The sequence below is a fragment of the Streptomyces sp. NPDC049040 genome, assembly GCF_043197715.1.
GTDB lineage: Bacteria > Actinomycetota > Actinomycetes > Streptomycetales > Streptomycetaceae > Actinacidiphila.
Genome location: NZ_JBICTO010000003.1, coordinates 402,396 through 426,838, shown reverse-complemented (window position 1 = coordinate 426,838; position 24,443 = coordinate 402,396). Strand labels below are relative to the sequence as shown.

The 24,443-nt window shown below is 71.7% G+C and carries 21 protein-coding genes; 17 read left to right on the top strand and 4 right to left on the bottom strand.

Annotated elements, in window-relative coordinates:
- Positions 1–15: 15 nt before the first annotated feature.
- The 9 genes from ACGFMP_RS11055 (at position 16) to ACGFMP_RS11015 (ending at position 10,355) form a co-directional block, all read left to right on the top strand.
- A complete protein-coding gene (locus ACGFMP_RS11055; RefSeq protein WP_033174553.1) occupies positions 16–768 on the top strand; it encodes a YebC/PmpR family DNA-binding transcriptional regulator in 753 nt (250 codons plus the stop codon).
- A gap of 146 nt (positions 769–914) precedes the next feature.
- Positions 915–1,529, top strand: a complete 615-nt coding sequence (gene ruvC / locus ACGFMP_RS11050) for a crossover junction endodeoxyribonuclease RuvC (RefSeq protein WP_393671788.1) — start codon at positions 915–917, stop codon at positions 1,527–1,529.
- Entirely contained in the window at positions 1,526–2,134 is a 609-nt protein-coding gene (gene ruvA, locus ACGFMP_RS11045) for a Holliday junction branch migration protein RuvA (protein ID WP_393671787.1), read from the top strand. Before ruvC ends, ruvA begins: the two co-directional genes overlap by 4 nt.
- A 71-nt stretch (positions 2,135–2,205) precedes the next feature.
- On the top strand, positions 2,206–3,288 hold the full coding sequence (gene ruvB, locus ACGFMP_RS11040; RefSeq protein ID WP_393671786.1) for a Holliday junction branch migration DNA helicase RuvB: 1,083 nt from the start codon (positions 2,206–2,208) through the stop codon (positions 3,286–3,288).
- A gap of 160 nt (positions 3,289–3,448) precedes the next feature.
- On the top strand, positions 3,449–3,937 hold the full coding sequence (gene yajC / locus ACGFMP_RS11035) for a preprotein translocase subunit YajC (protein WP_393671785.1): 489 nt from the start codon (positions 3,449–3,451) through the stop codon (positions 3,935–3,937).
- Between the two features lie 78 nt (positions 3,938–4,015).
- Complete coding sequence (secD, locus tag ACGFMP_RS11030; RefSeq protein ID WP_393671784.1) at positions 4,016–5,809, top strand: protein translocase subunit SecD; 1,794 nt, start codon at positions 4,016–4,018, stop codon at positions 5,807–5,809.
- A complete protein-coding gene (secF, locus tag ACGFMP_RS11025; protein ID WP_393671783.1) occupies positions 5,809–6,993 on the top strand; it encodes a protein translocase subunit SecF in 1,185 nt (394 codons plus the stop codon). Before secD ends, secF begins: the two co-directional genes overlap by 1 nt.
- A 124-nt stretch (positions 6,994–7,117) precedes the next feature.
- On the top strand, positions 7,118–7,678 hold the full coding sequence (locus tag ACGFMP_RS11020; RefSeq protein ID WP_393671782.1) for an adenine phosphoribosyltransferase: 561 nt from the start codon (positions 7,118–7,120) through the stop codon (positions 7,676–7,678).
- Positions 7,679–7,895: 217 nt separating this feature from the next.
- Positions 7,896–10,355: a RelA/SpoT family protein gene (locus tag ACGFMP_RS11015; protein ID WP_393671780.1), complete on the top strand. Its 2,460-nt coding sequence runs from the start codon at positions 7,896–7,898 to the stop codon at positions 10,353–10,355.
- Between the two features lie 70 nt (positions 10,356–10,425).
- Here ACGFMP_RS11015 and ACGFMP_RS11010 read toward each other — a convergent pair whose 3' ends face one another.
- Together ACGFMP_RS11010 and ACGFMP_RS11005 are read right to left on the bottom strand one after the other, a co-directional pair.
- Entirely contained in the window at positions 10,426–11,655 is a 1,230-nt protein-coding gene (locus tag ACGFMP_RS11010; RefSeq protein WP_393671779.1) for a DUF349 domain-containing protein, read from the bottom strand.
- A 146-nt stretch (positions 11,656–11,801) separates the two neighbouring features.
- Entirely contained in the window at positions 11,802–12,650 is an 849-nt protein-coding gene (locus tag ACGFMP_RS11005; RefSeq protein WP_393671777.1) for a peptidylprolyl isomerase, read from the bottom strand.
- A 293-nt stretch (positions 12,651–12,943) separates the two neighbouring features.
- On the opposite strand from ACGFMP_RS11005, the gene ACGFMP_RS11000 reads away from it, so the two are divergent.
- The 4 genes from ACGFMP_RS11000 (at position 12,944) to ACGFMP_RS10985 (ending at position 17,160) form a co-directional block, all read left to right on the top strand.
- Positions 12,944–13,657 (top strand): MBL fold metallo-hydrolase, encoded by a 714-nt coding sequence (locus ACGFMP_RS11000; RefSeq protein WP_393671775.1) that lies wholly within the window; start codon positions 12,944–12,946, stop codon positions 13,655–13,657.
- A gap of 11 nt (positions 13,658–13,668) precedes the next feature.
- On the top strand, positions 13,669–14,931 hold the full coding sequence (gene hisS, locus ACGFMP_RS10995) for a histidine--tRNA ligase (protein ID WP_393671773.1): 1,263 nt from the start codon (positions 13,669–13,671) through the stop codon (positions 14,929–14,931).
- A 103-nt stretch (positions 14,932–15,034) separates the two neighbouring features.
- A complete protein-coding gene (locus ACGFMP_RS10990) occupies positions 15,035–15,691 on the top strand; it encodes a vitamin K epoxide reductase family protein (protein WP_393671772.1) in 657 nt (218 codons plus the stop codon).
- Between the two features lie 113 nt (positions 15,692–15,804).
- The gene (locus ACGFMP_RS10985; RefSeq protein WP_393671771.1) at positions 15,805–17,160 is read left to right on the top strand and encodes a replication-associated recombination protein A; all 1,356 of its coding nucleotides are present in this window, start codon (positions 15,805–15,807) and stop codon (positions 17,158–17,160) included.
- 41 nt (positions 17,161–17,201) lie between these two features.
- On the opposite strand, the gene ACGFMP_RS10980 is transcribed toward ACGFMP_RS10985, so the two are convergent.
- On the bottom strand, positions 17,202–17,996 hold the full coding sequence (locus ACGFMP_RS10980) for a DUF2470 domain-containing protein (protein WP_393671770.1): 795 nt from the start codon (positions 17,994–17,996) through the stop codon (positions 17,202–17,204).
- A gap of 55 nt (positions 17,997–18,051) precedes the next feature.
- On the opposite strand from ACGFMP_RS10980, the gene rpsD reads away from it, so the two are divergent.
- Positions 18,052–18,666: a 30S ribosomal protein S4 gene (gene rpsD / locus ACGFMP_RS10975; protein WP_393671769.1), complete on the top strand. Its 615-nt coding sequence runs from the start codon at positions 18,052–18,054 to the stop codon at positions 18,664–18,666.
- An 18-nt stretch (positions 18,667–18,684) separates the two neighbouring features.
- Here rpsD and ACGFMP_RS10970 read toward each other — a convergent pair whose 3' ends face one another.
- Entirely contained in the window at positions 18,685–20,835 is a 2,151-nt protein-coding gene (locus tag ACGFMP_RS10970) for an ATP-binding protein (RefSeq protein ID WP_393671768.1), read from the bottom strand.
- A gap of 166 nt (positions 20,836–21,001) precedes the next feature.
- On the opposite strand from ACGFMP_RS10970, the gene ACGFMP_RS10965 reads away from it, so the two are divergent.
- The 3 genes from ACGFMP_RS10965 to alaS are packed head-to-tail and all read left to right on the top strand — an operon-like array spanning position 21,002 to position 24,425.
- Positions 21,002–21,421 carry a DUF948 domain-containing protein gene (locus tag ACGFMP_RS10965; RefSeq protein ID WP_393671767.1) on the top strand — a complete coding sequence of 140 codons (420 nt, stop codon included), beginning with the start codon at positions 21,002–21,004 and terminating at the stop codon, positions 21,419–21,421.
- Between the two features lie 5 nt (positions 21,422–21,426).
- Positions 21,427–21,756: a DUF6167 family protein gene (locus ACGFMP_RS10960; RefSeq protein ID WP_393671766.1), complete on the top strand. Its 330-nt coding sequence runs from the start codon at positions 21,427–21,429 to the stop codon at positions 21,754–21,756.
- Entirely contained in the window at positions 21,756–24,425 is a 2,670-nt protein-coding gene (alaS, locus tag ACGFMP_RS10955) for an alanine--tRNA ligase (protein ID WP_393671765.1), read from the top strand. The genes ACGFMP_RS10960 and alaS overlap by 1 nt, the downstream gene beginning before the upstream one ends.
- Positions 24,426–24,443 lie beyond the last annotated feature (18 nt).

Here is a 24,443-nt window from a genome sequence, read left to right as displayed (position 1 = left end):
GAAGGAGACTGTCGGATGTCCGGCCACTCTAAATGGGCTACGACGAAGCACAAGAAGGCCGTGATCGATGCCAAGCGCGGCAAGCTCTTCGCGAAGCTGATCAAGAACATCGAGGTGGCGGCCAGGACCGGCGGAGCCGACCCCGACGGCAACCCGACGCTTTTCGACGCGATCCAGAAGGCGAAGAAGAGCTCGGTCCCCAACAAGAACATCGACAGCGCGGTCAAGCGCGGTGCCGGTCTCGAGGCGGGCGGCGCCGACTACCAGACGATCATGTACGAGGGCTACGGCCCCAACGGTGTCGCGGTGCTGATCGAGTGCCTGACCGACAACCGCAACCGCGCAGCCTCCGACGTCCGCGTCGCCATGACCCGCAACGGCGGCTCGATGGCCGACCCGGGCTCGGTGTCCTACCTGTTCAACCGCAAGGGCGTGGTGATCGTCCCCAAGGGCGAGCTGGGCGAGGACGACGTGCTCGGCGCGGTCCTCGACGCCGGCGCCGAGGAGGTCAACGACCTCGGCGAGTCCTACGAGGTGATCAGCGAGGCCACCGACCTGGTGCCGGTGCGCAAGGCGCTCCAGGACGCGGGCATCGACTACGACTCCGCCGACGCCAACTTCCTGCCCACCATGCAGGTCGAACTGGACGAGGACGGCGCCCGCAAGATCTTCAAGCTGATCGACGCGCTGGAGGACAGCGACGACGTGCAGAACGTCTTCGCCAACTTCGACGTCTCCGACGAGGTCATGGAGAAGGTCGACGCCTGACGGCCGGTCATCTCGCCGTACGAGGGCGGGCCGGCGGGACATCCCCGCCGCGCCCGCCCTCGTTGTCGGTGCGACCGGCTAATCTCCAGGTGAGACCGGACGGCAGTGCGAAAGCTGCGGGACAGCGGTGCGAGGAAGGGGGCGCGGTGCGGGTGCTCGGCGTTGACCCGGGGCTGACCCGGTGCGGTATCGGCGTGGTGGACGGCACCGCGGGACGGCCGCTGACGATGGCCGGCGTCGGCGTCGTCAGGACCCCGGCCGACGCGCCGATCGGCGACCGGCTGGTGCTGATCGAGCAGGGCATAGAGGCCTGGCTCGACGAGCACCGGCCCGAGGCGGTCGCCGTGGAGCGGGTGTTCAGCCAGCACAACGTGCGCACCGTGATGGGCACCGCCCAGGCCAGCGCGGTCGCCATCCTCTGCGCCGCCCGCCGCGGACTGCCTGTCCACCTGCACACCCCCAGTGAGGTCAAGGCCGCCGTCACCGGCAGCGGCCGGGCCGACAAGGCGCAGGTCGGCGCGATGGTCACCCGGCTGCTGCGGCTGGACGCGCCGCCGAAGCCGGCGGACGCCGCCGACGCCTTGGCGCTGGCCATCTGCCACATCTGGCGCGGCCCGGCGACCGACCGGCTCCGGCAGGCCGTCGCCGCCCAGACCGCGGCCAAGGCCGCCGCGCAGGCCGGGGCGGCCCGCGCCGCCGCGGCCCGTCCCGCGCCCGCCGCCCGCACCGCCGCCGTACCCAACCGGGAGTCCGCCACGTGATCGCCTTCGTCAGCGGCCAGGTCGCCGCACTCGCCCCCGACACCGCCGTCATCGAGGTCGGCGGGGTCGGCATGGCGGTGCAGTGCGCGCCGAACACCCTGGCCGCGCTGCGGGTCGGCCGGCCCGCCCGGCTGTCCACCTCCCTCGTGGTCAGGGAGGACTCGCTCACCCTCTACGGCTTCGCGGACGACGACGAGCGGCAGGTGTTCGAGCTGCTCCAGACGGTGAGCGGGGTCGGCCCAAGGCTCGCCCAGACGATGCTGGCCGTGCACGCGCCCGACGCGCTGCGGACCGCGGTCGCCGCCGGTGACGAGAAGGCGCTCACCGCCGTCCCCGGCATCGGCAAGAAGGGCGCCCAGCGGCTGCTGCTCGAGCTCAAGGACCGGCTCGGCGCGCCGCAGGGTCCCGGCGGTCCCGCGGTCGGCACCCCCGCCGGCGCGTCCTGGCGCGAGCAGCTGCACGCGGCGCTGCTCGGCCTCGGCTACGCGACCCGGGAGGCCGACGAGGCCGTCGCCGCCGTGGCCCCGCAGGCCGAGGCGGCCGCGGAGCCGAATGTCGGCGCCCTGCTGCGCAGCGCCCTCCAGTCGCTCAACCGCACCCGCTGACCGGCGGGCCGCCGCCCCGCGGTCCCGCCGACCGCCACGCCGACCGCCACCGCTGACCCGAGAGACCATCCATGAACTGGGACGACGCCGCAGAAGCCGCACCCGACCGCCTGGTCGGCGCCGCGGCGGACAGCGAGGAACAGGCCGTCGAGGCCGCGCTGCGGCCGAAGGACCTCGGCGAGTTCGTCGGCCAGGAGCGGGTCCGCGAACAGCTCGGCCTGGTGCTCCAGGCCGCACGCAAGCGCGGCGGCACCGCCGACCACGTGCTGCTCTCCGGCGCCCCCGGCCTGGGCAAGACGACCCTGTCGATGATCATCGCGGCCGAGATGGGCGTCCCCATCAGGATCACCTCGGGGCCCGCCATCCAGCACGCGGGCGACCTCGCCGCGATCCTGTCCTCGCTCGCGGAGGGCGAGGTGCTCTTCCTCGACGAGATCCACCGGATGTCCCGGCCGGCCGAGGAGATGCTCTACATGGCCATGGAGGACTTCAGGGTCGACGTGATCGTCGGCAAGGGCCCGGGTGCCACCGCGATCCCGCTGGAGCTGCCGCCCTTCACCTTGGTCGGCGCCACCACCAGGGCCGGACTGCTGCCCCCGCCGCTGCGGGACCGCTTCGGCTTCACCGGCCACATGGAGTTCTACGCCCCGGCCGAACTGGAAAGGGTGATCCACCGTTCGGCCGGGCTGCTGGACGTGACGATCGACGCCGAGGGCGCCGCCGAGATCGCCGGCCGCTCCCGCGGCACCCCCCGTATCGCCAACCGGCTGCTGCGCAGGGTCAGGGACTATGCGCAGGTCAGGGCGGACGGGCAGATCACCAGGGAGACCGCGGCCAAGGCCCTGGAGGTCTACGAGGTCGACGCCAGGGGCCTCGACCGGCTGGACCGGGCGGTGCTGCGTGCGCTTCTGACCCTTTTTGGCGGCGGTCCTGTGGGTTTGTCCACACTTGCCGTCGCAGTGGGGGAGGAGCGTGAGACGGTGGAGGAGGTCGCAGAGCCGTTCCTGGTACGGGAGGGGCTGCTGGCCCGGACCCCGCGGGGCCGGGTGGCCACCGGCGCGGCATGGACGCACCTGGGTCTGGTGCCCCCGCAGCACAGCGGGGGAGCCGGGGCCGGGACGGGACCGGGACAGACCGGGTTGTTCGGTCCGTGATGCGGATGGACTCGTCGGTTCAGGAACCTCGGTGCCATGCTTGGCGTTGTTCCAGCGGCGAGCCAGCGCTTAGACTCCGCCGACGCCCTTCCTCCGGATCGGCACTCACATCCCGAAACCCAGGCCAGTCCCGCTGGCCGTGCGAAGGAACGTCCAGACCGTGAATCCCCTGATCTTCATCTTCATCATCCTCATCGGCGGCATGCTGCTCATGACCAGGTCGGCCAAGAACAAGCAGCGCCAGGCCCTGGAGATGCGCAACAAGATGGAGCCGGGCACCGGCATCCGCACCATCGGCGGTATGTACGCCGTGGTGAAGGAGGTCAACGAGGAGACGGTCCTGCTGGAGCTCACGGACGGTGTGCACGCGCACTTCACCAAGGGCGCCATCTCCGCCGTGCTCAGCGAGCAGGAGTTCAACCGGATCGTGCACGGCATCGAGCCGGAGGAGCCCGAGGACGGCACGGACGAGCACGGTGAGGACACCGCCGACGCATCCGGCCACACCGGCGAGGACTCCGTCGACCCGGCCACCGGGGAGACCGCGGCGACGGACGAGCACCACGCCGAGGTCTCGGGTGAGGACCGTGTGGAGCTGAAGAAGACCGAGGACGGGCCGGGGCTGGGCGGCTCCGACTCCACCAAGTAAGGGTCCGGTTCGCGCAACACTCGTCACCACCCGTGAGCGCGCAGGCTCAGGTGCGGTAGGACAGGGAGAAACAAGAAGGTGGCAGCAGCCAAGAAGGGCCGCAGGTCCTCGGGGAGTCAGGGATACCCCGAGCGCGCTCTGGCCGTGATCCTCATCGCCCTGGTGGCGATGACCGGGGGCATCTTTCTCTCCGGCGACACCACACCGCGGCTGGGCATCGACCTGGCGGGTGGCGTCAGCATCACGCTGACCGCCAAGCCCAACCAGGGCAGTGCGGTGACCAAGTCGAACATGGACACCGCGGTCAGCATCATCAACAACCGTGTCAACGGTCTTGGCGTCTCCGAGGCGGAGGTGCAGACCGAGGGATCGAAGAACATCATCGTCAACATCCCGAAGGGCACCAACGCCGACCAGGCGGAGAAGCAGGTCGGCACCACGGCCCAGCTCTTCTTCCGGCAGGTGCTCGCGGCGGCCCCGAGCGGGCCCTCGGCCCCGGCCACCCCGACCCCGTCGGGCAGCGCCACTCCTTCGGGCACCGCCACCCGGTCCGGCAAGCCGTCGACGACTCCCAGCGGCACGGCGACCCCGAAGTCCACCGCCTCCGGCACGCCCTCCGCCAGCTCCAGCGCGCAGGGCCGCGCCGTGACCGGCGCGCTGACCTCCGGCGTGGGCAAGGCGCCGACCCCGCTGCCCACCAGCCCGGCGCCCACCGCCCCGAGCACGACCGACCCGGGCGCCGCCGCGGGCAGCGCCGACGTGTCCATCCCGGCGAACCTGCAGAGCACCTACGACGCGCTGGACTGCTCCAACGCCAAGCAGCGTGCCGCGATCACCGAGGGTGCCAAGCCCGCCGAGAAGGTCATCGCCTGCGGCCAGGAGGGCGGCCAGTGGTCGAAGTACGTCCTCGGCCCGTCCCTCATCGACGGCAAGCGCATCTCGGGCGCCAACGCCTCCTTCGACACCCAGCAGGGCAACGGCTGGGTGGTGAACCTGACCTTCGACTCCAAGGGAGCCGGCCAGTTCACCACGGTCACCGGCGACCTGGCCAAGCAGGCCGACCCGAACAACCGCTTCGCCATCGACCTCGACGGCAACGTGCAGTCGGCCCCCTCGGTGCACGAGGCCCTGCCCGGCGGCAGCGCCCAGATCTCCGGCGCCTTCAAGCAGAACGAGGCCGAGGACCTGGCCAACGTGCTGAAGTACGGCTCGCTGCCGCTGGCCTTCGAGACCTCCGACCGCACCACGGTCTCCGCCGCACTCGGCGGTGAGCAGCTGCGCGGCGGCCTGATCGCCGGCGCCGTCGGCCTGGCGCTCGTCGTGATCTACATGTTCGCCTACTACCGCGGCCTGAGCTTCGTGGCGATCCTGAGCCTCATGATCTCGGCCGCGCTCACGTACACGATCATGTGCCTGCTCGGGCGTGCCATCGGCTTCGCGCTGAACCTCCCGGCGGTCGCCGGTGCGATCGTGGCCATCGGTATCACCGCGGACTCCTTCATCGTGTTCTTCGAACGCATAAGAGACGAGTTGCGCGAGGGCCGGTCGCTCCAGCCGGCCGTGGCCCGCGGCTGGCCGCGTGCCCGGCGCACCATCCTGGTGTCGGACTTCGTGTCCTTCCTGGCCGCCGCGGTGCTCTACGTGGTGACCGTCGGCAAGGTCCGCGGGTTCGCGTTCACGCTCGGCCTGACGACCCTGCTCGACGTCGCCGTGGTCTTCCTGTTCACCATGCCGCTGATGACGATCCTTGCCCGCCGGCCGTTCTTCGCCCAGGGCCACAAGTGGTCCGGTCTCGACCCGAAGAGCCTCGGAGTCAAGGCGCCGCTGCGCCGCGTCCGCCGCACCCACAGCTCCGAGACGAAGGAAGCCTGATGTCCAAGCTCGGCACTCTCGGTCACCGGCTGCACCGAGGCGAGATCAGTTACGACTTCGTGGGCAAGCGCCGGCTCTGGTACGGCGTCTCGATCCTGATCACCGTCGCCGCGGTCATCGGCCTCGCGGTGAACGGGCTCAAGCTCGGCATCGAGTTCTCCGGCGGCGCGGTCTTCACCACGCCCAAGACGTCGATCTCGGTGGCGGACGCGCAGGACAGGATCGCGGGCGACACCGCGGGCCACCACGCCACCATCCAGAAGCTGGGCAACGGCGGCCTGCGCATCCAGGTCAGCGACATCTCGACGGAGACCTCGAAGAGCGTCCAGCAGAAGATCGGCGACGACCTCAAGATCACCCCGACGAAGATCGACGCCGAGATCGTCGGCCCCAGCTGGGGCAAGGAGATCTCGCAGAAGGCCCTCAAGGGCCTGATCATCTTCCTGGTGCTGGTGGTCGTCTACCTGGCCATCGCCTTCGAGTGGCGGATGGCGGCGGCCGCGCTGGTCGCGCTGCTGCACGACATCACGATCACCACCGGCGTCTACGCGATCGTCGGTTTCGAGGTCACCCCCGGCACGGTGATCGGCCTGCTCACGATCCTCGGTTACTCCCTCTACGACACCGTCGTCGTCTTCGACGGTCTCAAGGAAGCCACCAGGGGCATCACCAAGCAGAACCAGCGCACCTACAGCGAGTTCGCCAACCGCAGCCTCAACGGCACCCTGGTGCGGTCGATCAACACCACCGTGGTGGCGCTGCTGCCGGTCGCCGCGCTGCTGTTCATCGGCGGCGGCCTGCTCGGCGCCGGGGTGCTCAACGACATCGCGCTCGCCCTGTTCGTCGGCCTCACCGCCGGTGCCTACTCCTCGATCTTCATCGCGACCCCGATCGTGGCGGACCTCAAGGAGCGCGAGCCGCAGATGCGCGCACTGCACAAGCGGGTGCTCGCCAAGCGGGCGTCCGACGCGCAGAAGGCCAAGGAGGCCGAGGCCCGCGGCGAGGACCCGGAGGCCGCCGACGACCTCGCCGAGGCCAGGGACGACGACGAGGAGGCCACCGCCTCGGCGGCGGCCGGTGTGGTCGCCCCCCGCTCGCAGGGCGGCGCCACGCGGAGCCCGCGCACCCAGCCGGGCAGCCGCGGCAGCCGCGGCCGGAACCGCCCCTCCGGGAAGCGGCGCTGAGTCGCACACGGTCACATGAGGTGCGCGTGAGCCGCCCGGGTCGCCACGACCGGGCGGCTCACGCGTGCCGCCCGAGGGACAATGCGGGGGACAAGCCCATCAGGAAGCCGAGGAAGACAGCGCGATGACCACTACGGATACCGCGTCCGCCGAGCTGCGGGAACTGCTGCTCGCCCACATCAGGGACGTACAGGACTACCCGGAGCCAGGTGTGGTGTTCAAGGACATCACCCCGCTGCTGGCCGACCCGGCCGCCTTCGGCGCCCTGACGGACGCGCTGGCCGCCCTGTGCGCCGAGCGCGGCGCCACCAAGGTCGTCGGCCTCGAGGCGCGCGGCTTCATCCTTGCCGCCCCGGCCGCCACTCGCGCGGGCCTCGGCTTCGTCCCGGTGCGCAAGGCCGGCAAGCTGCCGGGCGACACCCACGGGCAGTCGTACGAGCTGGAGTACGGCACCGCCGAGATCGAGGTGCACACCGACGCCTTCGCCCCCGGCGACCGGGTGCTGGTGATCGACGACGTGCTGGCCACCGGCGGCACAGCGGAAGCATGCCTGGAGCTGATCCGCCGGTGCGGCGCCGAGGTCGCGGGCCTGGCGGTACTGCTGGAGCTGGGCTTCCTCGGCGGCCGGCAGCGGCTGCTGCCCAGCCTGGGCGGCACCCCGCTGGACTCGCTGATCACCATCTGACCCCGCGGGCCCGCCGGCCGCCCCCAGCGGCCCCCGCGGCCGCACGGGGCGACGTGCGGCTTCCCGGCTCCGGCAGGGGCCCCGCGGCCGCCCGCGCGCGCCACAGGCGCCCCCGCGGCACCGCTGGGCCCCTGCCGGGGGCGCCCGAGGGCTCCGCGCGCCCGGGCGTCCGCGCAGGTCGATACCATGGAAGTTCTACCCCGCGTGAGGAGTGCTCTTGCCAGACCAGGCCCAGCCACTCGACGCCGCGGGCGGTACCGAACCTGCCGCACGCGGGACAGACACGCCCGCGGAGACCGCCACCGCGGAGACCGCGTCCAAGGCCACCGCACCCGCCGTCCGGCCGGTGCGCACCCCGGGCAGCGTCGCGCCGACGCGCCCCGGTGCCTCCTCCAGCCGGGTCCGCGCCCGGCTGGCCCGGCTCGGCGTGCAGCGCTCCAGTGCGTACAACCCGGTACTCGAACCGCTGCTGCGCGTCGTGCGGGGCAACGACCCCAAGGGCGACAGCGCGCAGCTTCGGCAGATCGAGAGCGCCTACCAGGTCGCGGAACGCTGGCACCGCGGCCAGAAGCGCAAGAGCGGCGACCCCTACATCACCCACCCGCTGGCCGTCACCACCATCCTGGCCGAGCTCGGCATGGACCCGGCCACCTTGATGGCCGGTCTGCTGCACGACACCGTGGAGGACACCGAATACGGCCTCGACCAGCTGCGCAGGGACTTCGGCGACCAGGTGGCACTGCTGGTCGACGGCGTCACCAAGCTGGACAAGGTCAAGTTCGGCGAGGCCGCGCAGGCCGAGACGGTCCGCAAGATGGTCGTCGCCATGGCCAAGGACCCCAGGGTGCTGGTCATCAAGCTCGCCGACCGGCTGCACAATATGCGCACGATGCGCTACCTCAAGCGGGACAAGCAGGAGAAGAAGGCCCGCGAGACCCTGGAGATCTACGCCCCGCTGGCCCACCGGCTGGGCATGAACACCATCAAGTGGGAGCTGGAGGACCTGGCCTTCGCCATCCTCTACCCCAAGATGTACGACGAGATCGTCCGGCTGGTCGCCGAGCGCGCCCCCAAGCGGGACGAGTACCTGGCCGTCGTCACCGACCAGGTCCAGCAGGACCTGCGGGCCGCCAGGATCAAGGCGACCGTCACCGGACGCCCGAAGCACTACTACAGCGTCTACCAGAAGATGATCGTCCGCGGCCGGGACTTCGCGGAGATCTACGACCTGGTCGGCATCCGGGTGCTGGTCGACACGGTCAGGGACTGCTACGCGGCGCTCGGCACGATCCACGCGCGATGGAATCCGGTCCCCGGCCGGTTCAAGGACTACATCGCGATGCCGAAGTTCAACATGTACCAGTCGCTGCACACCACCGTGATCGGCCCCAGCGGCAAGCCGGTCGAGCTGCAGATCCGCACCTTCGACATGCACCGCCGCGCCGAGTACGGCATCGCCGCGCACTGGAAGTACAAGCAGGAGGCCGTCGCAGGGGCGTCCAAGGTGCGCACCGACAGCCCGCGCTCGGACAAGAAGGACGACGCGGTCAACGACATGGCGTGGCTGCGCCAGCTGCTCGACTGGCAGAAGGAGACCGAGGACCCGGGCGAGTTCCTGGAGTCGCTGCGCTTCGACCTGTCGCAGAGCGAGGTCTTCGTCTTCACACCCAAGGGCGACGTCATAGCGCTGCCGGCCGGCGCCACCCCGGTGGACTTCGCCTACGCGGTGCACACCGAGGTGGGGCACCGCACGATAGGCGCCCGGGTCAACGGGCGTCTCGTACCGCTGGAGTCCACCCTGGACAACGGCGACCTGGTCGAGGTGTTCACCTCCAAGGCGGCCGGCGCGGGACCGTCGAGGGACTGGCTCGGCTTCGTCAAGTCGCCGCGGGCGCGCAACAAGATCCGCGCCTGGTTCTCCAAGGAGCGCCGCGAGGAGGCCGTCGAGCACGGCAAGGACGCCATCGCGCGGGCCATGCGCAAGCAGAACCTGCCGATCCAGCGGGTGCTGACCGGTGACTCGCTGGTCACCCTCGCGCACGAGATGCGCTATCCCGACATCTCCGCGCTGTACGCGGCGATCGGCGAGGGCCACATCACCGCGCAGTCCGTGGTGCAGAAGCTCGTCGACGCGCTGGGCGGCGAGGAGGGCGCGACCGAGGACGTCGAGGAGATCACCGCCCCGACGCCCGGCCGCAGCAAGCGCCGTGCCAACGCCGACCCGGGCGTCGTGGTCAAGGGCGCGAGCGACGTGTGGGTCAAGCTGTCGCGGTGCTGCACCCCGGTGCCGGGCGACCCGATCATCGGCTTCGTGACCCGCGGCAACGGGGTGTCGGTGCACCGCGCCGACTGCGTCAACGTCGACTCGCTGTCGCAGCAGCCCGAGCGGATCATCGACGTCGAGTGGGCGCCCACCCAGTCCTCGGTCTTCCTGGTCGCCATCCAGGTGGAGGCGCTGGACCGCTCCCGGCTGCTGTCCGACGTCACCCGGGTGCTCTCCGACCAGCACGTCAACATCCTGTCGGCGGCCGTCCAGACCTCCCGCGACCGGGTCGCCACCTCCCGCTTCACCTTCGAGATGGGCGACCCCAAGCACCTCGGCCACGTCCTGAAGGCCGTCCGGGGCGTCGAGGGCGTCTACGACGTCTACCGCGTCACCTCGGGCCGCCAGCGCTGAGGCGCACAGCGGCGGAAAAGCGGACGGCCCCGGCACGCGAGTGCCGGGGCCGTCCGTCCGTGCGCGGGGTCTAGCCGCCGAACTCCTGGAGTCCCTTGAGCGCCTGGTCGAGCAGCGCCTGCCGGCCCTCGAGTTCGGCCGCGAGCTTGTCGGCCCTCGCCGTGTTGCCCGCGGAGCGCGCCGCGTCGACCTGGTCGCGGAGCTTGTCGACGGCCGCCTGCAGCTGCCCGGTCAGGCCCGCGGCCCTGGCCCGGACCTCCGGGTTGGTGCGCCGCCACTCGGCTTCCTCGGAGTCGGCCAGCGCCCGCTCCACGGTGTGCATCCGGCCCTCGATGCGCGGCCGGGCGTCCCGCGGCACATGGCCGATGGCCTCCCAGCGCTCGTTGATGGCCCTGAAGGCCGCACGCGCCGCCTTGAGGTCCGTCACCGGCAGCAGCTTCTCGGCCTCGACGACCAACTGCTCCTTGGCCGCGAGGTTGTCGCGCTGCTCACCGTCCCGCTCGGCGAACACCTCGGTGCGGGCGGCGAAGAAGACGTCCTGGGCTCCGCGGAAACGATTCCACAGATCGTCCTCGGCCTCGCGCTGCGCGCGCCCGGCCGCCTTCCAGTCCGTCATCAACTCCCGGTAGCGGGCTGCGGTCGGCCCCCAGTCCGTCGAACCCGACAGCGCCTGAGCCTCGGTGACCAGCTTCTCCTTGGTCCGCCGCGCCTCCTCGCGCTGCGCGTCGAGCGACGCGAAGTGCGCCTTGCGGCGCTTGGAGAACACCGAGCGGGCGTGGCTGAAGCGGTGCCACAACTCGTCGTCCGCCTTGCGGTCCAGACGCGGCAGGCCCTTCCAGGTGTCCACCAGCGCCCGCAGCCGCTCGCCCGCGGTGCGCCACTGCTCGCTCTCGGCCAGCTGCTCGGCCTCGGTGACCAGTTGCTCCTTGGCGGCCTTGGCCTCCTCGCTCTGCTTGGCCTTGGCCGCCCGGCGCTCCTCGCGCCGCGAGTCCACCAGCGCGACCAGCGCGTCGAGCCGCACGCCCAGCGCCGCGAGATCGCCCACCGCGTGGGCCTCGGTCACCGAGGTCCGCAGGTGCTCGATCGCGGCCAGCGCGTCCTTCGGGGCGAGGTCGGTGGTCTGCACCCGCCGTTCCAGCAGGCCGATCTCCACGACCAGCCCCTCGTACTTGCGCTCGAAGTAGGCCAGTGCCTCCGCGGGTGAACCCGCCTGCCAGGAACCGACCTCCTTCTCCCCGTCGGCCGTTCGCACGTACACGGTCCCCGTCTCATCGACGCGGCCCCACGGGTCGCTGCTCACAGCGCCTCCTCCACGTGATGCCCTGCCGGCGGGCAGCTGACAGGCATCGTCCACAGTGTCTCTCCGGCCGGGCTGTGCGCACTGACCGGTCCAACGCCAACATAGGCGACCATCGCCCCGGCTGTCCGCATCCGATGCGGGGGGAATCAGGATTTGGTGACGGTCGCCTTGTTGATCACGGCGGTCGCGTTCGGTGCGCCGTCGCCCTGGCCGCCGCTGTTCTCACCGGCGGCCGCGATCTTGTCCAGCACCTTGAGGCCGTCGGCGCTCATCGTCCCGAACGGAGTGTAGTTGGGCTGCAGCGGGCTGTCCTTGTAGACCAGGAAGAACTGGCTGCCGCCGGTGTTCGGGCCGCTGTTGGCCATCGCCACGGTGCCGGCCGGGTAGGTGACCACACCGCTGGCGTCCGCCTTGCCGAGGCCCGTCAGGTTCTCGTCGGGGATCGTGTAGCCGGGCCCGCCGCTGCCCTGCGCGGTCGGGTCGCCGCACTGGAGCACGTAGATGCCGGTGGTGGTCAGCCGGTGGCAGCGCGTGTGGTCGAAGAAGCCCTTGTCCGCGAGGAACTTGAACGAATTCACCGTGGCCGGCGCCTTCGCCGCGTCGAGCTGGATCGGGATGGTGCCGCACGTCGTCTGGAGCGTGAAGGTGTACTTCGCGCCCTTGTCGATCGCCATGGCGGGCGCCTTCTTCCACGACGCCGTCCCCGGGTTGCCCGCGGCCGGCTTCTCGCAGGGGTCGGGCACCTGCGTGGGCGCGGTCGTCGCGGACGCCGACGCGCTCGGGGCGGCCGCCGCGGCGTCGTCCTTCTTCTTCGAGCTGCCGTCGAAGGCGCCGACGGCCCACGCGGTGCCGCCCGCGGCGACCACCACCGCGACCACCAGGGCGATCAACGCGTTGCGGCGGCGCGCCTTGCGGTGGTGATCCACCCTGCGCGACTGCTGCCGCTCGAACTTCTCCCGGGCGAGCTGCCGCCGCCGCTGATCCTTGGTGACCACTTCGCCGTCTCCCGGTCGCTCGTGTCGTCTGCCGTGTGATGCCTTTGGTGCGGTCTCTCATCCGCCCCGCGGGGTATTGTGCCGCAGGCCGTGTGAGCTGTGCGTTCACTGTGCGTCCGCCATGCGCTCGCGAGTCGAGGACACGGGTGCGCCAAATCTTCGCGTCCTGCGACGTGTCCAGTCCAGTCCGCAAACACGCCGATACGCGCCCGATACGAGTTCGCGACCGCGATGTGCTCGCCGGTAGGCTCGTGAACTGCCGAACACCGCTCGCGGACGACAGAAGGACGAACGTGCTCATTGCCGGGTTCCCCGCCGGGGCCTGGGGGACCAATTGTTATGTGGTCGCCCCCGCCGCGGGTGAGGAGTGCGTGATCGTCGACCCGGGTCACCTCGCGACCCAGGGCGTCGAGGACACGCTCGCCAAGCACCGTCTCAAGCCGGTCGCCGTCGTCCTCAGCCACGGCCACATCGACCATGTCGCCTCGGTGGTCCCGGTCTGCGGAGCGCACGACGTGCCGGCCTGGATCCACCCCGAGGACCGCTACATGCTCGGCGACCCCGAGAAGGCCCTCGGCCGCAGCATCGGGCAGCCGCTGATGGGCGAGCTGACCATCGGCGAGCCCGACGACCTGCGGGAGCTGACCGACGGCGGCACCCTGACGCTGGCCGGCCTGGAGTTCTCCGTCGCGCACGCGCCCGGCCATACCAGGGGGTCGGTGACCTTCCGGCTGCCGGAGGCCGCGGACGTCCCGTCCGTGCTGTTCTCCGGCGACCTGCTGTTCGCCGGCTCCGTCGGACGCACCGACCTGCCCGGTGGCTCCATGCCCGAGCTGTACGAGTCGCTGGCCCGCGTGTGCCTGCCGCTCGACGACTCCACCGTGGTGCTGTCGGGACACGGACCCCAGACCACCATCGGCCGCGAGCGCGCCGCCAACCCCTATCTGGGGGAGGCGGCCCGCGGCCCAGGAGCCCCGCACCCGGCGGCTCCGCGACGAGGATTGTGACGACTGCTGACGTGAGCACGTTCCAGGCCCCCAAGGGCACCTACGACCTGCTGCCGCCCGACTCCGCGACCTATCTCGCGGTACGCGAGGCGATCGCGGCACCGGCCCGCCGCGCGGGCTACGGCTATGTCGAGACCCCGGGTTTCGAGACCGTCGAGCTGTTCTCCCGCGGGGTCGGCGAGTCCACCGACATCGTGACCAAGGAGATGTACACCCTCACCACCAAGGGCGGCACCCGGCTCGCGCTGCGCCCCGAGGGAACCGCCTCGGTGCTGCGCGCCGCCCTGGAGGCCAACCTGCACAAGGCCGGCAACCTGCCGGTGAAGCTCTGGTATTCGGGCTCGTACTACCGCTACGAGCGCCCGCAGGCCGGCCGCTACCGGCACTTCTCGCAGGTCGGTGCCGAGGCGATCGGCGCCGAGGACCCGCTGCTCGACGCCGAGTTGATCATCATGGCCGACGAGGCGTACCGCGGGCTGGGCCTGCGCGGCTACCGGCTGCTGCTGAACTCGCTCGGCGACGGGGAGTGCCGCCCGGCCTACCGGACCGCGCTGCAGGACTTCCTGCGCGGCCTGGACCTCGACGAGGACACCCGGCGGCGGATCGAGATCAACCCGCTGCGGGTGCTGGACGACAAGCGCGAGTCGGTGCAGCGTCAACTCGGCGGCGCGCCGCTCATCGGCGATCACCTGTGCGAGGCGTGCAAGGCCTACCACGAGCAGGTGCGCGAGCTGCTGACCGCGGCCGGGGTGGCGTACGAGGACGACCCGCGGCTGGTGCGCGGCCTGGACTACTACACCCGCACCACCTTCGAGTTCGTGCACGACGCGCTCGGCTCGCAGTCCGCGGTCGGCGGCGGCGGGCGCTACGACGGCCTGTCGGAGATGATCGGCGGCCCGTCGCTGCCGTCGGTGGGCTGGGCGCTCGGCGTGGACCGCACGGTGCTCGCGCTCAAGGCGGAGGGCGTGGACCTGGCGCTTCCCGCGGCCACCGACGTCTACGCGGTGCCGATCGGCGAGGAGGCCAGGCGGGCGCTGTTCACCGCGGTCACCGCGCTGCGCAGGGCCGGGGTCGCGGCGGACTTCGCGTACGGCGGCAAGGGCATGAAGAACGCGATGAAGTCCGCGAACCGCTCCGGCGCCCGTTTCGCGCTGGTGGCCGGCGAACGGGACCTCGCCGAGGGCGTCGTCCAGCTCAAGGACCTCGAAAGCGGCGAGCAGGGTCCGGTACCGCTCGACGGGATCGTGGCCGCCGTCAAGGAGCGGCTGGCGTAAACCGCTCGTCCGTGTACCAGGGTGGCGCAGGCTTATTCCCTCCTGACCGCCCTGGTGCACAATGAATGGTGCCCGCCCACCACGGACCTAGAGATCGGCGACCATGACGACTTCCGCCTTGGACGAGACGCGAACGGACGGCGAGAGCGAGCAGCGCGCGGCCGACGGCATCGCGGCGGGCAAGCCCTTCACCTGGCTTCTGCTGATCTCCGGCGCGCTGGGTCTGCTGGCCTCCTTCATCATCACCGATGACAAGTTCCGGCTGCTCCAGGCGAAGATCGACGGCAAGACGCTGCACCTGTCGTGCAGTCTGAATCCGGTCATCTCCTGCGGCGACGTCATGCAGAGCAGCCAGGCCCACGTCTTCGGGTTCCAGAACCCGATCATCGGCCTGGTCGGCTTCCCGGTGCTGATGACCCTGGCCATGGGCATGTTCGCCGGTGCCCGCTACCGCGCCTGGTTCTGGTACGGCCTGCAGGCCGGCGGCCTGTTCGGTGTGTGCTTCATCTCGTGGCTGCAGTACCAGACGATCTACAACATCAACGCGGTCTGCCTGTGGTGCTGCCTGGCCTGGATCGTCACCATCGCGACCTTCTGGTACACGGCGGTGCACAACATCAAGCACGGCCTGATCAAGGTCCCGGCCAAGGCCCGCGCGCTGGTGCTGGAATTCCACTGGGTCGTGCCGGTGCTGTGGTACGGCGTGATCGCCATGCTGATCCTGGTGCACTTCTGGTACTACTGGAAGACCGTCATCTGACCGTCGTCCGGCGCGTGACGGCGGCCCCGCAGACCGCCCCGGCGATCGTTCCGTCGGCCGCCCCCGGCGGGCGGCCGACGCGCCTGTCGTACCGGTGACCTACGCTGCAAGGCGTGGAGCCAGACCTTTTCACCGCCGCAGCCGAGGAACGCAGGGAGCGCGACCCCGGCGCCAGCCCGCTCGCCGTGAGGATGCGCCCGCGCGTCCTCGACGAGGTCGTCGGGCAGCAGCACCTGCTGCGGCCCGGCTCCCCGCTGCGCAGGCTGGTGGGGGAGAGCGGCTCGGGGCCCGCGGGCCCTTCCTCGGTGATCCTGTGGGGGCCGCCGGGCACCGGCAAGACGACCCTTGCGTACGTGGTCAGCAAGGCCACCAACAAGCGCTTCGTGGAACTCTCCGCGATCACCGCGGGCGTCAAGGAGGTCCGCACGGTCATCGAGAGCGCCAAGCGCCAGTCCGGCGGCTTCCAGCGCGAGACCGTGCTCTTCCTCGACGAGATCCACCGCTTCAGCAAGGCCCAGCAGGACTCGCTGCTGCCCGCGGTGGAGAACCGCTGGGTCACCCTGATCGCGGCCACCACGGAGAATCCGTACTTCTCGGTGATTTCCCCGCTGCTGTCCCGTTCGCTGCTGCTCACCCTCGAACCGCTCACCGACGACGACCTGCGCGGGGTGCTGCACCGCGCGCTGGGCGACGAGCGGGGCCTCGCGGGGGCGGTGAGCCTGCCGCAGGACGCCGAGGAGCACCTGCTGCGGATCGCCGGGGGCGACGCCCGCCGCGCGCTGACCGCGCTCGAGGCGGGCGCGGGCTCGGCGCTGGCCAAGAGCGAGGACACCATCACGCTGGCCACCCTCGAAGAGGCCGTCGACCGGGCCGCGGTGACCTACGACCGGGACGGCGACCAGCACTACGACGTCGCCAGCGCGCTGATCAAGTCCATTCGCGGCTCCGACGTGGACGCGGCGCTGCACTACCTGGCCCGGATGATCGAGGCAGGCGAGGACCCGCGCTTCATCGCCCGCCGGCTGATGATCTCGGCCAGCGAGGACATCGGGCTCGCCGACTCCACCGCTCTGCCGACCGCTGTCGCCGCCGCCCAGGCGGTGGCGATGATCGGCTTCCCCGAGGCCTCGCTGATCCTCTCGCACGCCACGATCGCCCTCGCGCTGGCCCCGAAGTCCAACGCGGCGACCACCGCGATCGGCGCCGCGCTCGCGGACGTGCGGACGGGCAAGGCGGGCCCGGTGCCCATGCACCTGCGCGACGGGCACTACAAGGGTGCGGCCAAGCTCGGCCACGCCCAGGGCTATGTCTACCCGCACGATGTGCCCGGCGCGGTGGCCGCCCAGCAGTACCTCCCGCAGGAGCTGACCGGCCGCCGCTACTACGAGCCGACCCGCTACGGCGGTGAGGCCCGCTATGCCGACGTGCTGGACTGGGTGCGCGAACGGCTGGCGGGCAGGGGCGACTAGGGGGTCGCCTGAAGCCCCGGCCCGCCTGACGGGCGGCCGGCTCAGTCCTCGCGTGCCGCTGCGAACAGGTCGCGCATCGCCCGCTGCGCCCCGTCCCACCCGGCCACCGGTGCGGGGAAGTCGAAGCGGGCGTCGAAACCGCCGTCGTCGCTGCTGAAGCGCACCCGCAGCCCGAAGCGGTCGAGGGCGACCGGGACCGCGCCGCTGGTGCACCGGCCGGCGCCCGACACCAGGGTGCAGAGCATGGCCACTTCGTCGGCGTGCGCGGCCGCCAGGTGCTGGAGGATCTCCGTCTCGTGGGCCGCCAGCGGATCGGCCGCGGCGTCCGCGAACTCGTCCGGATCCACCTGGGCGGCACCCCACAGGTCGTCCAGTGAGATCTCGCCGACTTCGAGGCGCAGGAGTTCGGCACCCGCCTCGAAGGAGCCCCCGGGCACCGCGGTCAGCCAGCCGGCGACCAGGGCCCTGCCGCGGATCCGGTGCGGCACCGAGACCGGGGCCACGTCAGTGATCTCCAGCACAGCGGCGGCCTCGTCGCCGGCTGCGGCCCGCACCGCGCGTACCGCGGGTGAATCGCGCGGGAACAGCAGGAAGACGTCTCCCGCCGGTCCCACGGAGTGCCGCAGCGGCACCAGCGGGGCGGTGGGAGCCGGTGCCAGACCCGGAATGACCAGGGCGGGGGACGAGTTACCCTCGATCAGAGTGCGCGCGCGTTCCGCGGCCGAGGGCTGCCGGGGCGCTTGCTCAGCTTCGGGACGCGGCTGACCGTGCGATGACAGCTCCGACTGCTCCTGCGGATCGGTGAGGTCGGGTACGGGGTTCCCGGGTCGAATCATGCGCACTCCTCAGTTAAGGTAAGCCTTACCTAATTTACACGGAGGTTCGACGCACGTGAATCAGTCGCGTCCCAAGGTCAAGAAGTCCAGGGCGCTGGGCATCGCGCTCACCCCGAAGGCGGTCAAGTACTTCGAGGCCCGCCCGTACCCGCCGGGTGAGCACGGCCGTGGTCGCAAGCAGAACAGCGACTACAAGACCCGTCTGCTGGAGAAGCAGCGGCTGCGCGCGCAGTACGACATCAGCGAGCGGCAGATGCAGCGTGCCTACGACCGGGCCAAGAAGGCGTCCGGCCTGCGCACCGGCGAGGCACTGATCATCGAGCTCGAACGCCGCCTCGACGCCCTCGTGCTGCGCTCGGGACTGGCCCGCACCATCTACCAGTCCCGGCAGATGGTCGTGCACGGCCACATCGAGGTCAACGGCCGCAAGGTCGACAAGCCGTCCTTCCGGGTCCGCCCCGACGACGTCGTCCAGGTCCGCGAGCGCTCGCGCGAGAAGACCCCGTTCCTGGTCGCCCGCGAAGGCGGCTGGGCCGGCGACGGCGAGTCCCCGCGCTACCTCCAGGTCAACCTGGGCGCGCTGGCCTTCCGCCTGGACCGCGACCCGAACCGCAAGGAGATCCCGGTGATCTGCGACGAGCAGCTGGTCGTCGAGTACTACGCCCGCTGACCTCCGCGCGCCGCACCATCAGCCCGCCGCCTCAGGAGAGGCGGCGGGCTCGTGCGTCCTCGCCGCCGGCGTCCGCACCGCGGCCCGCTGCTCGCGCTGCGGGGCGCGCGGCCGGTTCAGCGCCCGCCGCACCGCCGCGTCCAGGCCGAGCCGCCCGCCCTCGGCCAGCGCCGTGGCGTACGCCGTCTCGCCCAGCGCCGCCCGCACCCGCTGCTCGCACACCGAGTGCGGGGCGTTGAAGTACCGCGAGCCGAAAAGCCGCAGGCCCACCGACTCCCACAGCCGGGCCGCCGCGCCCTGGAGCACCGCCGCCTCGGACGGCGCGCCCTCGCCCTCGGTGATCAGCGCCAGCAGTTCGAGCGAGAGCACGGTGCCCACCAGGTCGTCGAAGGCGTGGTCGACGGACAGCGACTCCTCGGCCAGCCGCCTGGCCCGCTCCGGCTCCCCCTCCAGCCAGGCAGCGTACGCCAGCACGTACAGCGCGTACGCCAGCGTCCAGCGCTCGCCGTGGTCCCGGCAGATGTCCCTGACCTCCTCGGCCAGCCGCACCGCCTGCTCCACGTCGCCCTGGAAGGCCACCGACATCGCCAGCTCGACCTGCGCCATCAGCACGTTGCTGTTCAGCTCGCCGATCGCCCGGTACCGCAGCAGCGCGTCGTCGATGAGCCGCTCGGCGCGCGGCATGTCGTCGGACACCAGCGCCAGGCAGCCGAGCCGGTGCAGCGCGTACGCCTCCGCCACCGCGTTGCCCGACGCGCGCGCCTGGTCGCGGCACTCCTGGAGCACCGCGAGCGCCGCCGCCGAGTCGCCCTGGAGCAGCGCCACATAGCCGTAGACCCACATCACCTTCGCCCGCGCCTCCGACTGCCCGGCCGGCACGTCCAGTGCCCGGCCCAGCCAGTGCCTGCCCTCCGCGAGCCGCCCGCAGCCGACCCAGCAGAACCACAGGGTGCCCGCCAGGTACTGGCCGACCGCGGGATCCTCCGGCGGCTCGCCCGGCATGCCGTCGAGGCTGAACTCCAGCGCCAGCCGCAGGTTCGGCAGATCCGCCGCCACGCGGGCCGCGACCTCCGCCTGCCGCGGGCTGAACCAGTCCAGCTCGCACCAGGTGGCCAGCCCCAGATACCAGTCGCGGTGCCTGCGCCTGACCCTGGCCTCCTCGCCCAGCGCCGCCAGCCACCCGGCCCCGTACTCGCGGACGCTGTCCAGCATCCGGTAGCGCGCGGGCCCGTCCCCGCCGTCCTCCCGCCGGCTCAGCACCGACTGGGCGACCAGCGCGGCGACCGCCTCCACCACCTCGTCCTCGGCGAGCCCCGACCCCGCGCAGACGTACTCGGCGGCCTCCAGGTCGAACCGGCCGGCGAAGACCGAAAGCCGCGCCCACAGCAGCCGTTCGGCGGGAGTGCACAGCTCGTGGCTCCAGCCGATCGCGGTGCGCAGCGCCCGGTGCCGCACCGGCGCGCTCGGGTCGCCGCCGGTCAGCAGCCGGAATCGGTCGTCGAGGCGTTCGAGCACCTGCTCCACCGAGAGCGCCCGCAGCCGTACCGCGGCCAGTTCGAGCGCCAGCGGCAGGCCGTCGAGCCGCGCGCAGAGCTCGGCCACCGTCGCGGAGTTCGCGGGCGTCACGGCGAAGCCGGGCAGCACCGCGGCCGCCCGCTCGCTGAACAGCTGCACCGCGTCCGACGCCGCGGGCAGCGGGTCGAGCGGCAGCAGCCGCTCGCCGGTGATGCCCAGCGCCCTGCGGCCCACCGCGAGCACCCGCAGCCCGGGTGCCCGGCGCAGCAGGTCGGCCGCGAGGCCCGCGCACGGCTCGGCGAGCCGGTCGAAGCCGTCGAGCACCAGCAGCAGTTCGCGGTCGGCCAGGTGCTCGGTCAGCGCGTCCCGCGGCGGCCTGTTCGTGTGGTCGGGCAGCCGCAGCGCCTCCGCGACCGTGTGCTCCACCAGTTCCCCGCCGCGCAGGCCTGTCAGCTCCACGAGCCAGACGCCGTCGCGGAAACGGTCCTTCAGCTGCCCGGCGGCACGCAGGGCGAGCCGGGTCTTGCCGACCCCGCCGGCCCCGGTGACCGTTGCCAGCCGCGAACCGGTCACCATTCCCGTCAACCGGTCGAGTTCCGACGCCCTGCCGACAAAACCGGTCAGCTCGGACGGGAGGTTACCCGCAGTCTCCATGATGCACGGAGCGTACTTGACCGCTCGCGCTACGTACAGCGGGCGCGGGCCCCTCGCACCCCCGGGGCACGCCGGGGCCGCCGCGGGGAATGCGGTACGGGCGGAACGTCGCGGCGCGATAAGGTCGGAAGTCAATCGGCCTGGTGACGAGAGGGAGCGCGGCAAGGTGTCCGGTGGAGAAGTGGCCGGCGTGGCCGGCCTCGTCGTGGCGGTGTTCTGGGCGATCCTCGTGTCGTTCCTCGCCGTCGCGCTCGCACGGCTGGCCGGCACGCTGCGGCGCACCACGGAGATGGTCGCGAGCATCACCGAGCAGGCAGTGCCGCTGCTCGGCGAGGCCTCCGACGCGCTGCGCTCCGCGCACGCCCAGCTGGACCGGGTCGACACCATCACCGCGGACGTCGCCGAGGTGACGGCCAACGCCTCCGCGCTGGCCGGCACCGTCGCCAGCACCTTCGGCGGCCCGCTGGTCAAGGTCGCCGCCTTCGGATACGGGGTGCGGCGCGCGGTCGGCCTCCAGGCCGGCGGCGCCGGCAAGGTGCTGCCCACGGCCCGCCGCGGCCGCCGCCGCAACCGCTCGAAGGACTGAGGCCCATGTTCCGCCGTACGTTCTGGTTCGTGACCGGTGCCGCCACCGGAGTGTGGGCCACCACCAAGGTCAACCGCGCGCTGCGCCGGCTCAGCCCCGAGAGCCTGGCCGCGACCGCGGCGGACCGGGCGCTGGAGACCGGCGCCCGGCTGCGCACCTTCGCCCACGACGTCAAGGCGGGCATGGCGCAACGCGAAGTGGAACTCCACGACGCCCTGGGGCTGACCGGCGCGGACGACACCCGCAGGCCCGCACCGCTGGAATTGGACAACGACCTCCCGGCACCGCGCCGGGGCATTGCGTACAACGCGTACGACCGGAAGGACGATCACTGATGGAGTCGGCAGAAATCCGCCGCCGCTGGCTGCGCTTCTACGAGGAGCGCGGGCACACCGTTGTGCCGTCGGCGTCCCTCATCGCCGACGACCCCACGCTGCTGCTGGTCCCGGCGGGCATGGTCCCCTTCAAGCCGTACTTCCTCGGCGAGGTCAAGCCGCCCTTCGTGCGCGCCACCAGCGTCCAGAAGTGCGTGCGCACCCCTGACATCGAAGAGGTCGGCAAGACCACCCGGCACGGCACCTTCTTCCAGATGTGCGGCAACTTCTCCTTCGGCGACTACTTCAAGGAAGGCGCCATCCGCTACGCCTGGGAGCTGCTCACCACGCCCCAGGACAAGGGCGGTTACGGCCTGGAGCCGGAGAAGCTCTGGATCACCGTCTACGAGCAGGACGACGAGGCCGAGCAGATCTGGCGCGACGTGATCGGCGTGCCCGCCGAGCGCATCCAGCGGCTCGGCATGGGCCCCAACTTCTGGTCCATGGGCGTGCCCGGCCCCTGCGGCCCCTGCTCGGAGATCAACTACGACCGCGGCCCCGAGTTCGGCGCCGAGGGCGGCCCCGCCGTCAACGACGAGCGCTACGTGGAGATCTGGAACCTGGTCTTCATGCAGTACGAGCGCGGTCCGGGGGAGGGCAAGGAGGACTTCCCGATCCTCGGCGACCTGCCCGCCAAGAACATCGACACCGGCCTCGGCCTCGAACGCCTCGCGATGATCCTGCAGGGCGTGCAGAACATGTACGAGACCGACACCCTGCGGGTCGTCATCGACAAGGCCACCGAGCTCACCGGCGTGCGCTACGGGCAGGCCCACGACACCGACGTGGCCCTGCGGGTGGTCGCCGACCACATGCGCACCTCCATGATGCTGATCGGTGACGGCGTCACCCCCGGCAACGAGGGGCGCGGCTACGTGCTGCGCCGGATCATGCGCCGCGCCATCCGCAACATGCGGCTGCTCGGCGCGCACGACCCGGTCGCCGCCGAACTCATCGACGTGGTGCTCAAGTCGATGGGCGAGCAGTATCCGGAACTCCTCACCGACCGCAAGCGGATCGAGACCGTGGCACTGGCCGAGGAGGCCGCCTTCCTCAAGACGCTCAGGGCCGGCACCAACATCCTCGACACCGCCGTCACCGAGACCAAGTCCGCCGGCGGCACCGTGCTGTCCGGCGACCAGGCCTTCCTGCTCCACGACACCTGGGGCTTCCCGATCGACCTCACCCTGGAGATGGCCTCGGAACAGGGCCTGTCCGTGGACGAGGACGGCTTCCGGCGGCTCATGAAGGAGCAGCGCGACCGCGCCAAGGCCGACGCCCGCGCCAAGAAGACCGGCCACGCCGACCTGTCCGCCTACCGCGAGGTGGCCGACCGCTCCGGCAGCACCGTCTTCACCGGCTACGCCGACAACCAGAACGAGGCCACCGTCGTCGGCCTGCTCGTCGACGGCCTGCCCGCGCCCGCCGCCACCGAGGGCGACGAGGTCGAGGTCGTCCTGGACCGCACCCCCTTCTACGCCGAGGGCGGCGGCCAGCTCGCCGACACCGGCCGGATCAGGGTCGAGGGCGGCGCCGTCGTCGAGGTCCGTGACGTCCAGCAGCCGGTGCCCGGCGTCAGCGTGCACAAGGGAGTCGTCCAGGTCGGCGAGGTCACCCTGGGCGCCGCCGTGCTCGCCCAGATCGACCTGGTGCGCCGCCGGGCCATCGCCCGCGCCCACAGCGCCACCCACCTCACCCACCAGGCGCTGCGCGACGCGCTGGGCCCGACCGCCGCCCAGGCCGGTTCGGAGAACTCGCCCGGCCGCTTCCGCTTCGACTTCGGCTCGCCGACCGCCGTCCCCGGCACCGTGCTGACCGACGTCGAGCAGAAGATCAACGAGGTGCTGGCCCGCGAACTCGACGTCACCGCCGAGGTGCTGCCGATCGCCGAGGCCAAACGGCAGGGCGCCATCGCCGAGTTCGGCGAGAAGTACGGCGAGCACGTCCGCGTCGTCACCATCGGCGACTTCTCCAAGGAGCTGTGCGGCGGCACCCACGTGCACAACACCGCACAGCTCGGCCTGGTCAAGCTGCTCGGCGAGTCCTCGATCGGCTCCGGCGTGCGCCGGGTCGAGGCCCTGGTCGGCGTGGACGCCTACAACTTCCTGGCCCGCGAGCACACGGTCGTCGCCCAGCTGACCGAACTGGTCAAGGGCCGCCCGGAGGAGCTGCCCGACAAGATCTCCGGCATGCTCGCCAAGCTCAAGGACGCCGAGAAGGAGATCGAGCGCTTCCGGGCCGAGAAGGTGCTGCAGGCCGCCGCGGGCCTCGCCGAGACCGCCCAGGACGTCAAGGGCGTGGCCCTGGTCACCGGTTCCGTGCCGGAGGGCACCGGCGCCGACGACCTGCGCCGGCTGGTGCTCGACGTACGGCAGCGCGTCAGCGGCGGCCGCCCGGCCGTCGTGGCGCTGTTCACGGTCGCGGGCGGCCGCCCGCTGACCGTGGTCGCCACCAACGAGGCCGCTCGCGAGCGCGGCATCAAGGCCGGCGAACTGGTCCGTACCGCCGCCAAGGCACTCGGCGGGGGCGGTGGCGGCAAGGACGACGTCGCCCAGGGCGGCGGCCAGAACCCGGCCGCAGTACCGGAAGCCGTCGAGGCCGTGCAGCGCCTCGTCACCGAGAAGGCCTGACCGTGCGGGACGCGGCGG

Coding starts and splice junctions, on each gene's coding strand:
- ACGFMP_RS10960 (WP_393671766.1), top strand. CDS start 21,427: ATGTTCCGCCGTACGTTCTGGTTCGTGACCGGTGCCGCCACCGGAGTG.
- ACGFMP_RS11020 (WP_393671782.1), top strand. CDS start 7,118: ATGACCACTACGGATACCGCGTCCGCCGAGCTGCGGGAACTGCTGCTC.
- ACGFMP_RS10990 (WP_393671772.1), top strand. CDS start 15,035: ATGACGACTTCCGCCTTGGACGAGACGCGAACGGACGGCGAGAGCGAG.
- ruvB (WP_393671786.1), top strand. CDS start 2,206: ATGAACTGGGACGACGCCGCAGAAGCCGCACCCGACCGCCTGGTCGGC.
- secF (WP_393671783.1), top strand. CDS start 5,809: ATGTCCAAGCTCGGCACTCTCGGTCACCGGCTGCACCGAGGCGAGATC.
- alaS (WP_393671765.1), top strand. CDS start 21,756: ATGGAGTCGGCAGAAATCCGCCGCCGCTGGCTGCGCTTCTACGAGGAG.
- ACGFMP_RS11055 (WP_033174553.1), top strand. CDS start 16: ATGTCCGGCCACTCTAAATGGGCTACGACGAAGCACAAGAAGGCCGTG.
- ACGFMP_RS10970 (WP_393671768.1), bottom strand. CDS start 20,835: ATGGAGACTGCGGGTAACCTCCCGTCCGAGCTGACCGGTTTTGTCGGC.
- ACGFMP_RS10980 (WP_393671770.1), bottom strand. CDS start 17,996: ATGATTCGACCCGGGAACCCCGTACCCGACCTCACCGATCCGCAGGAG.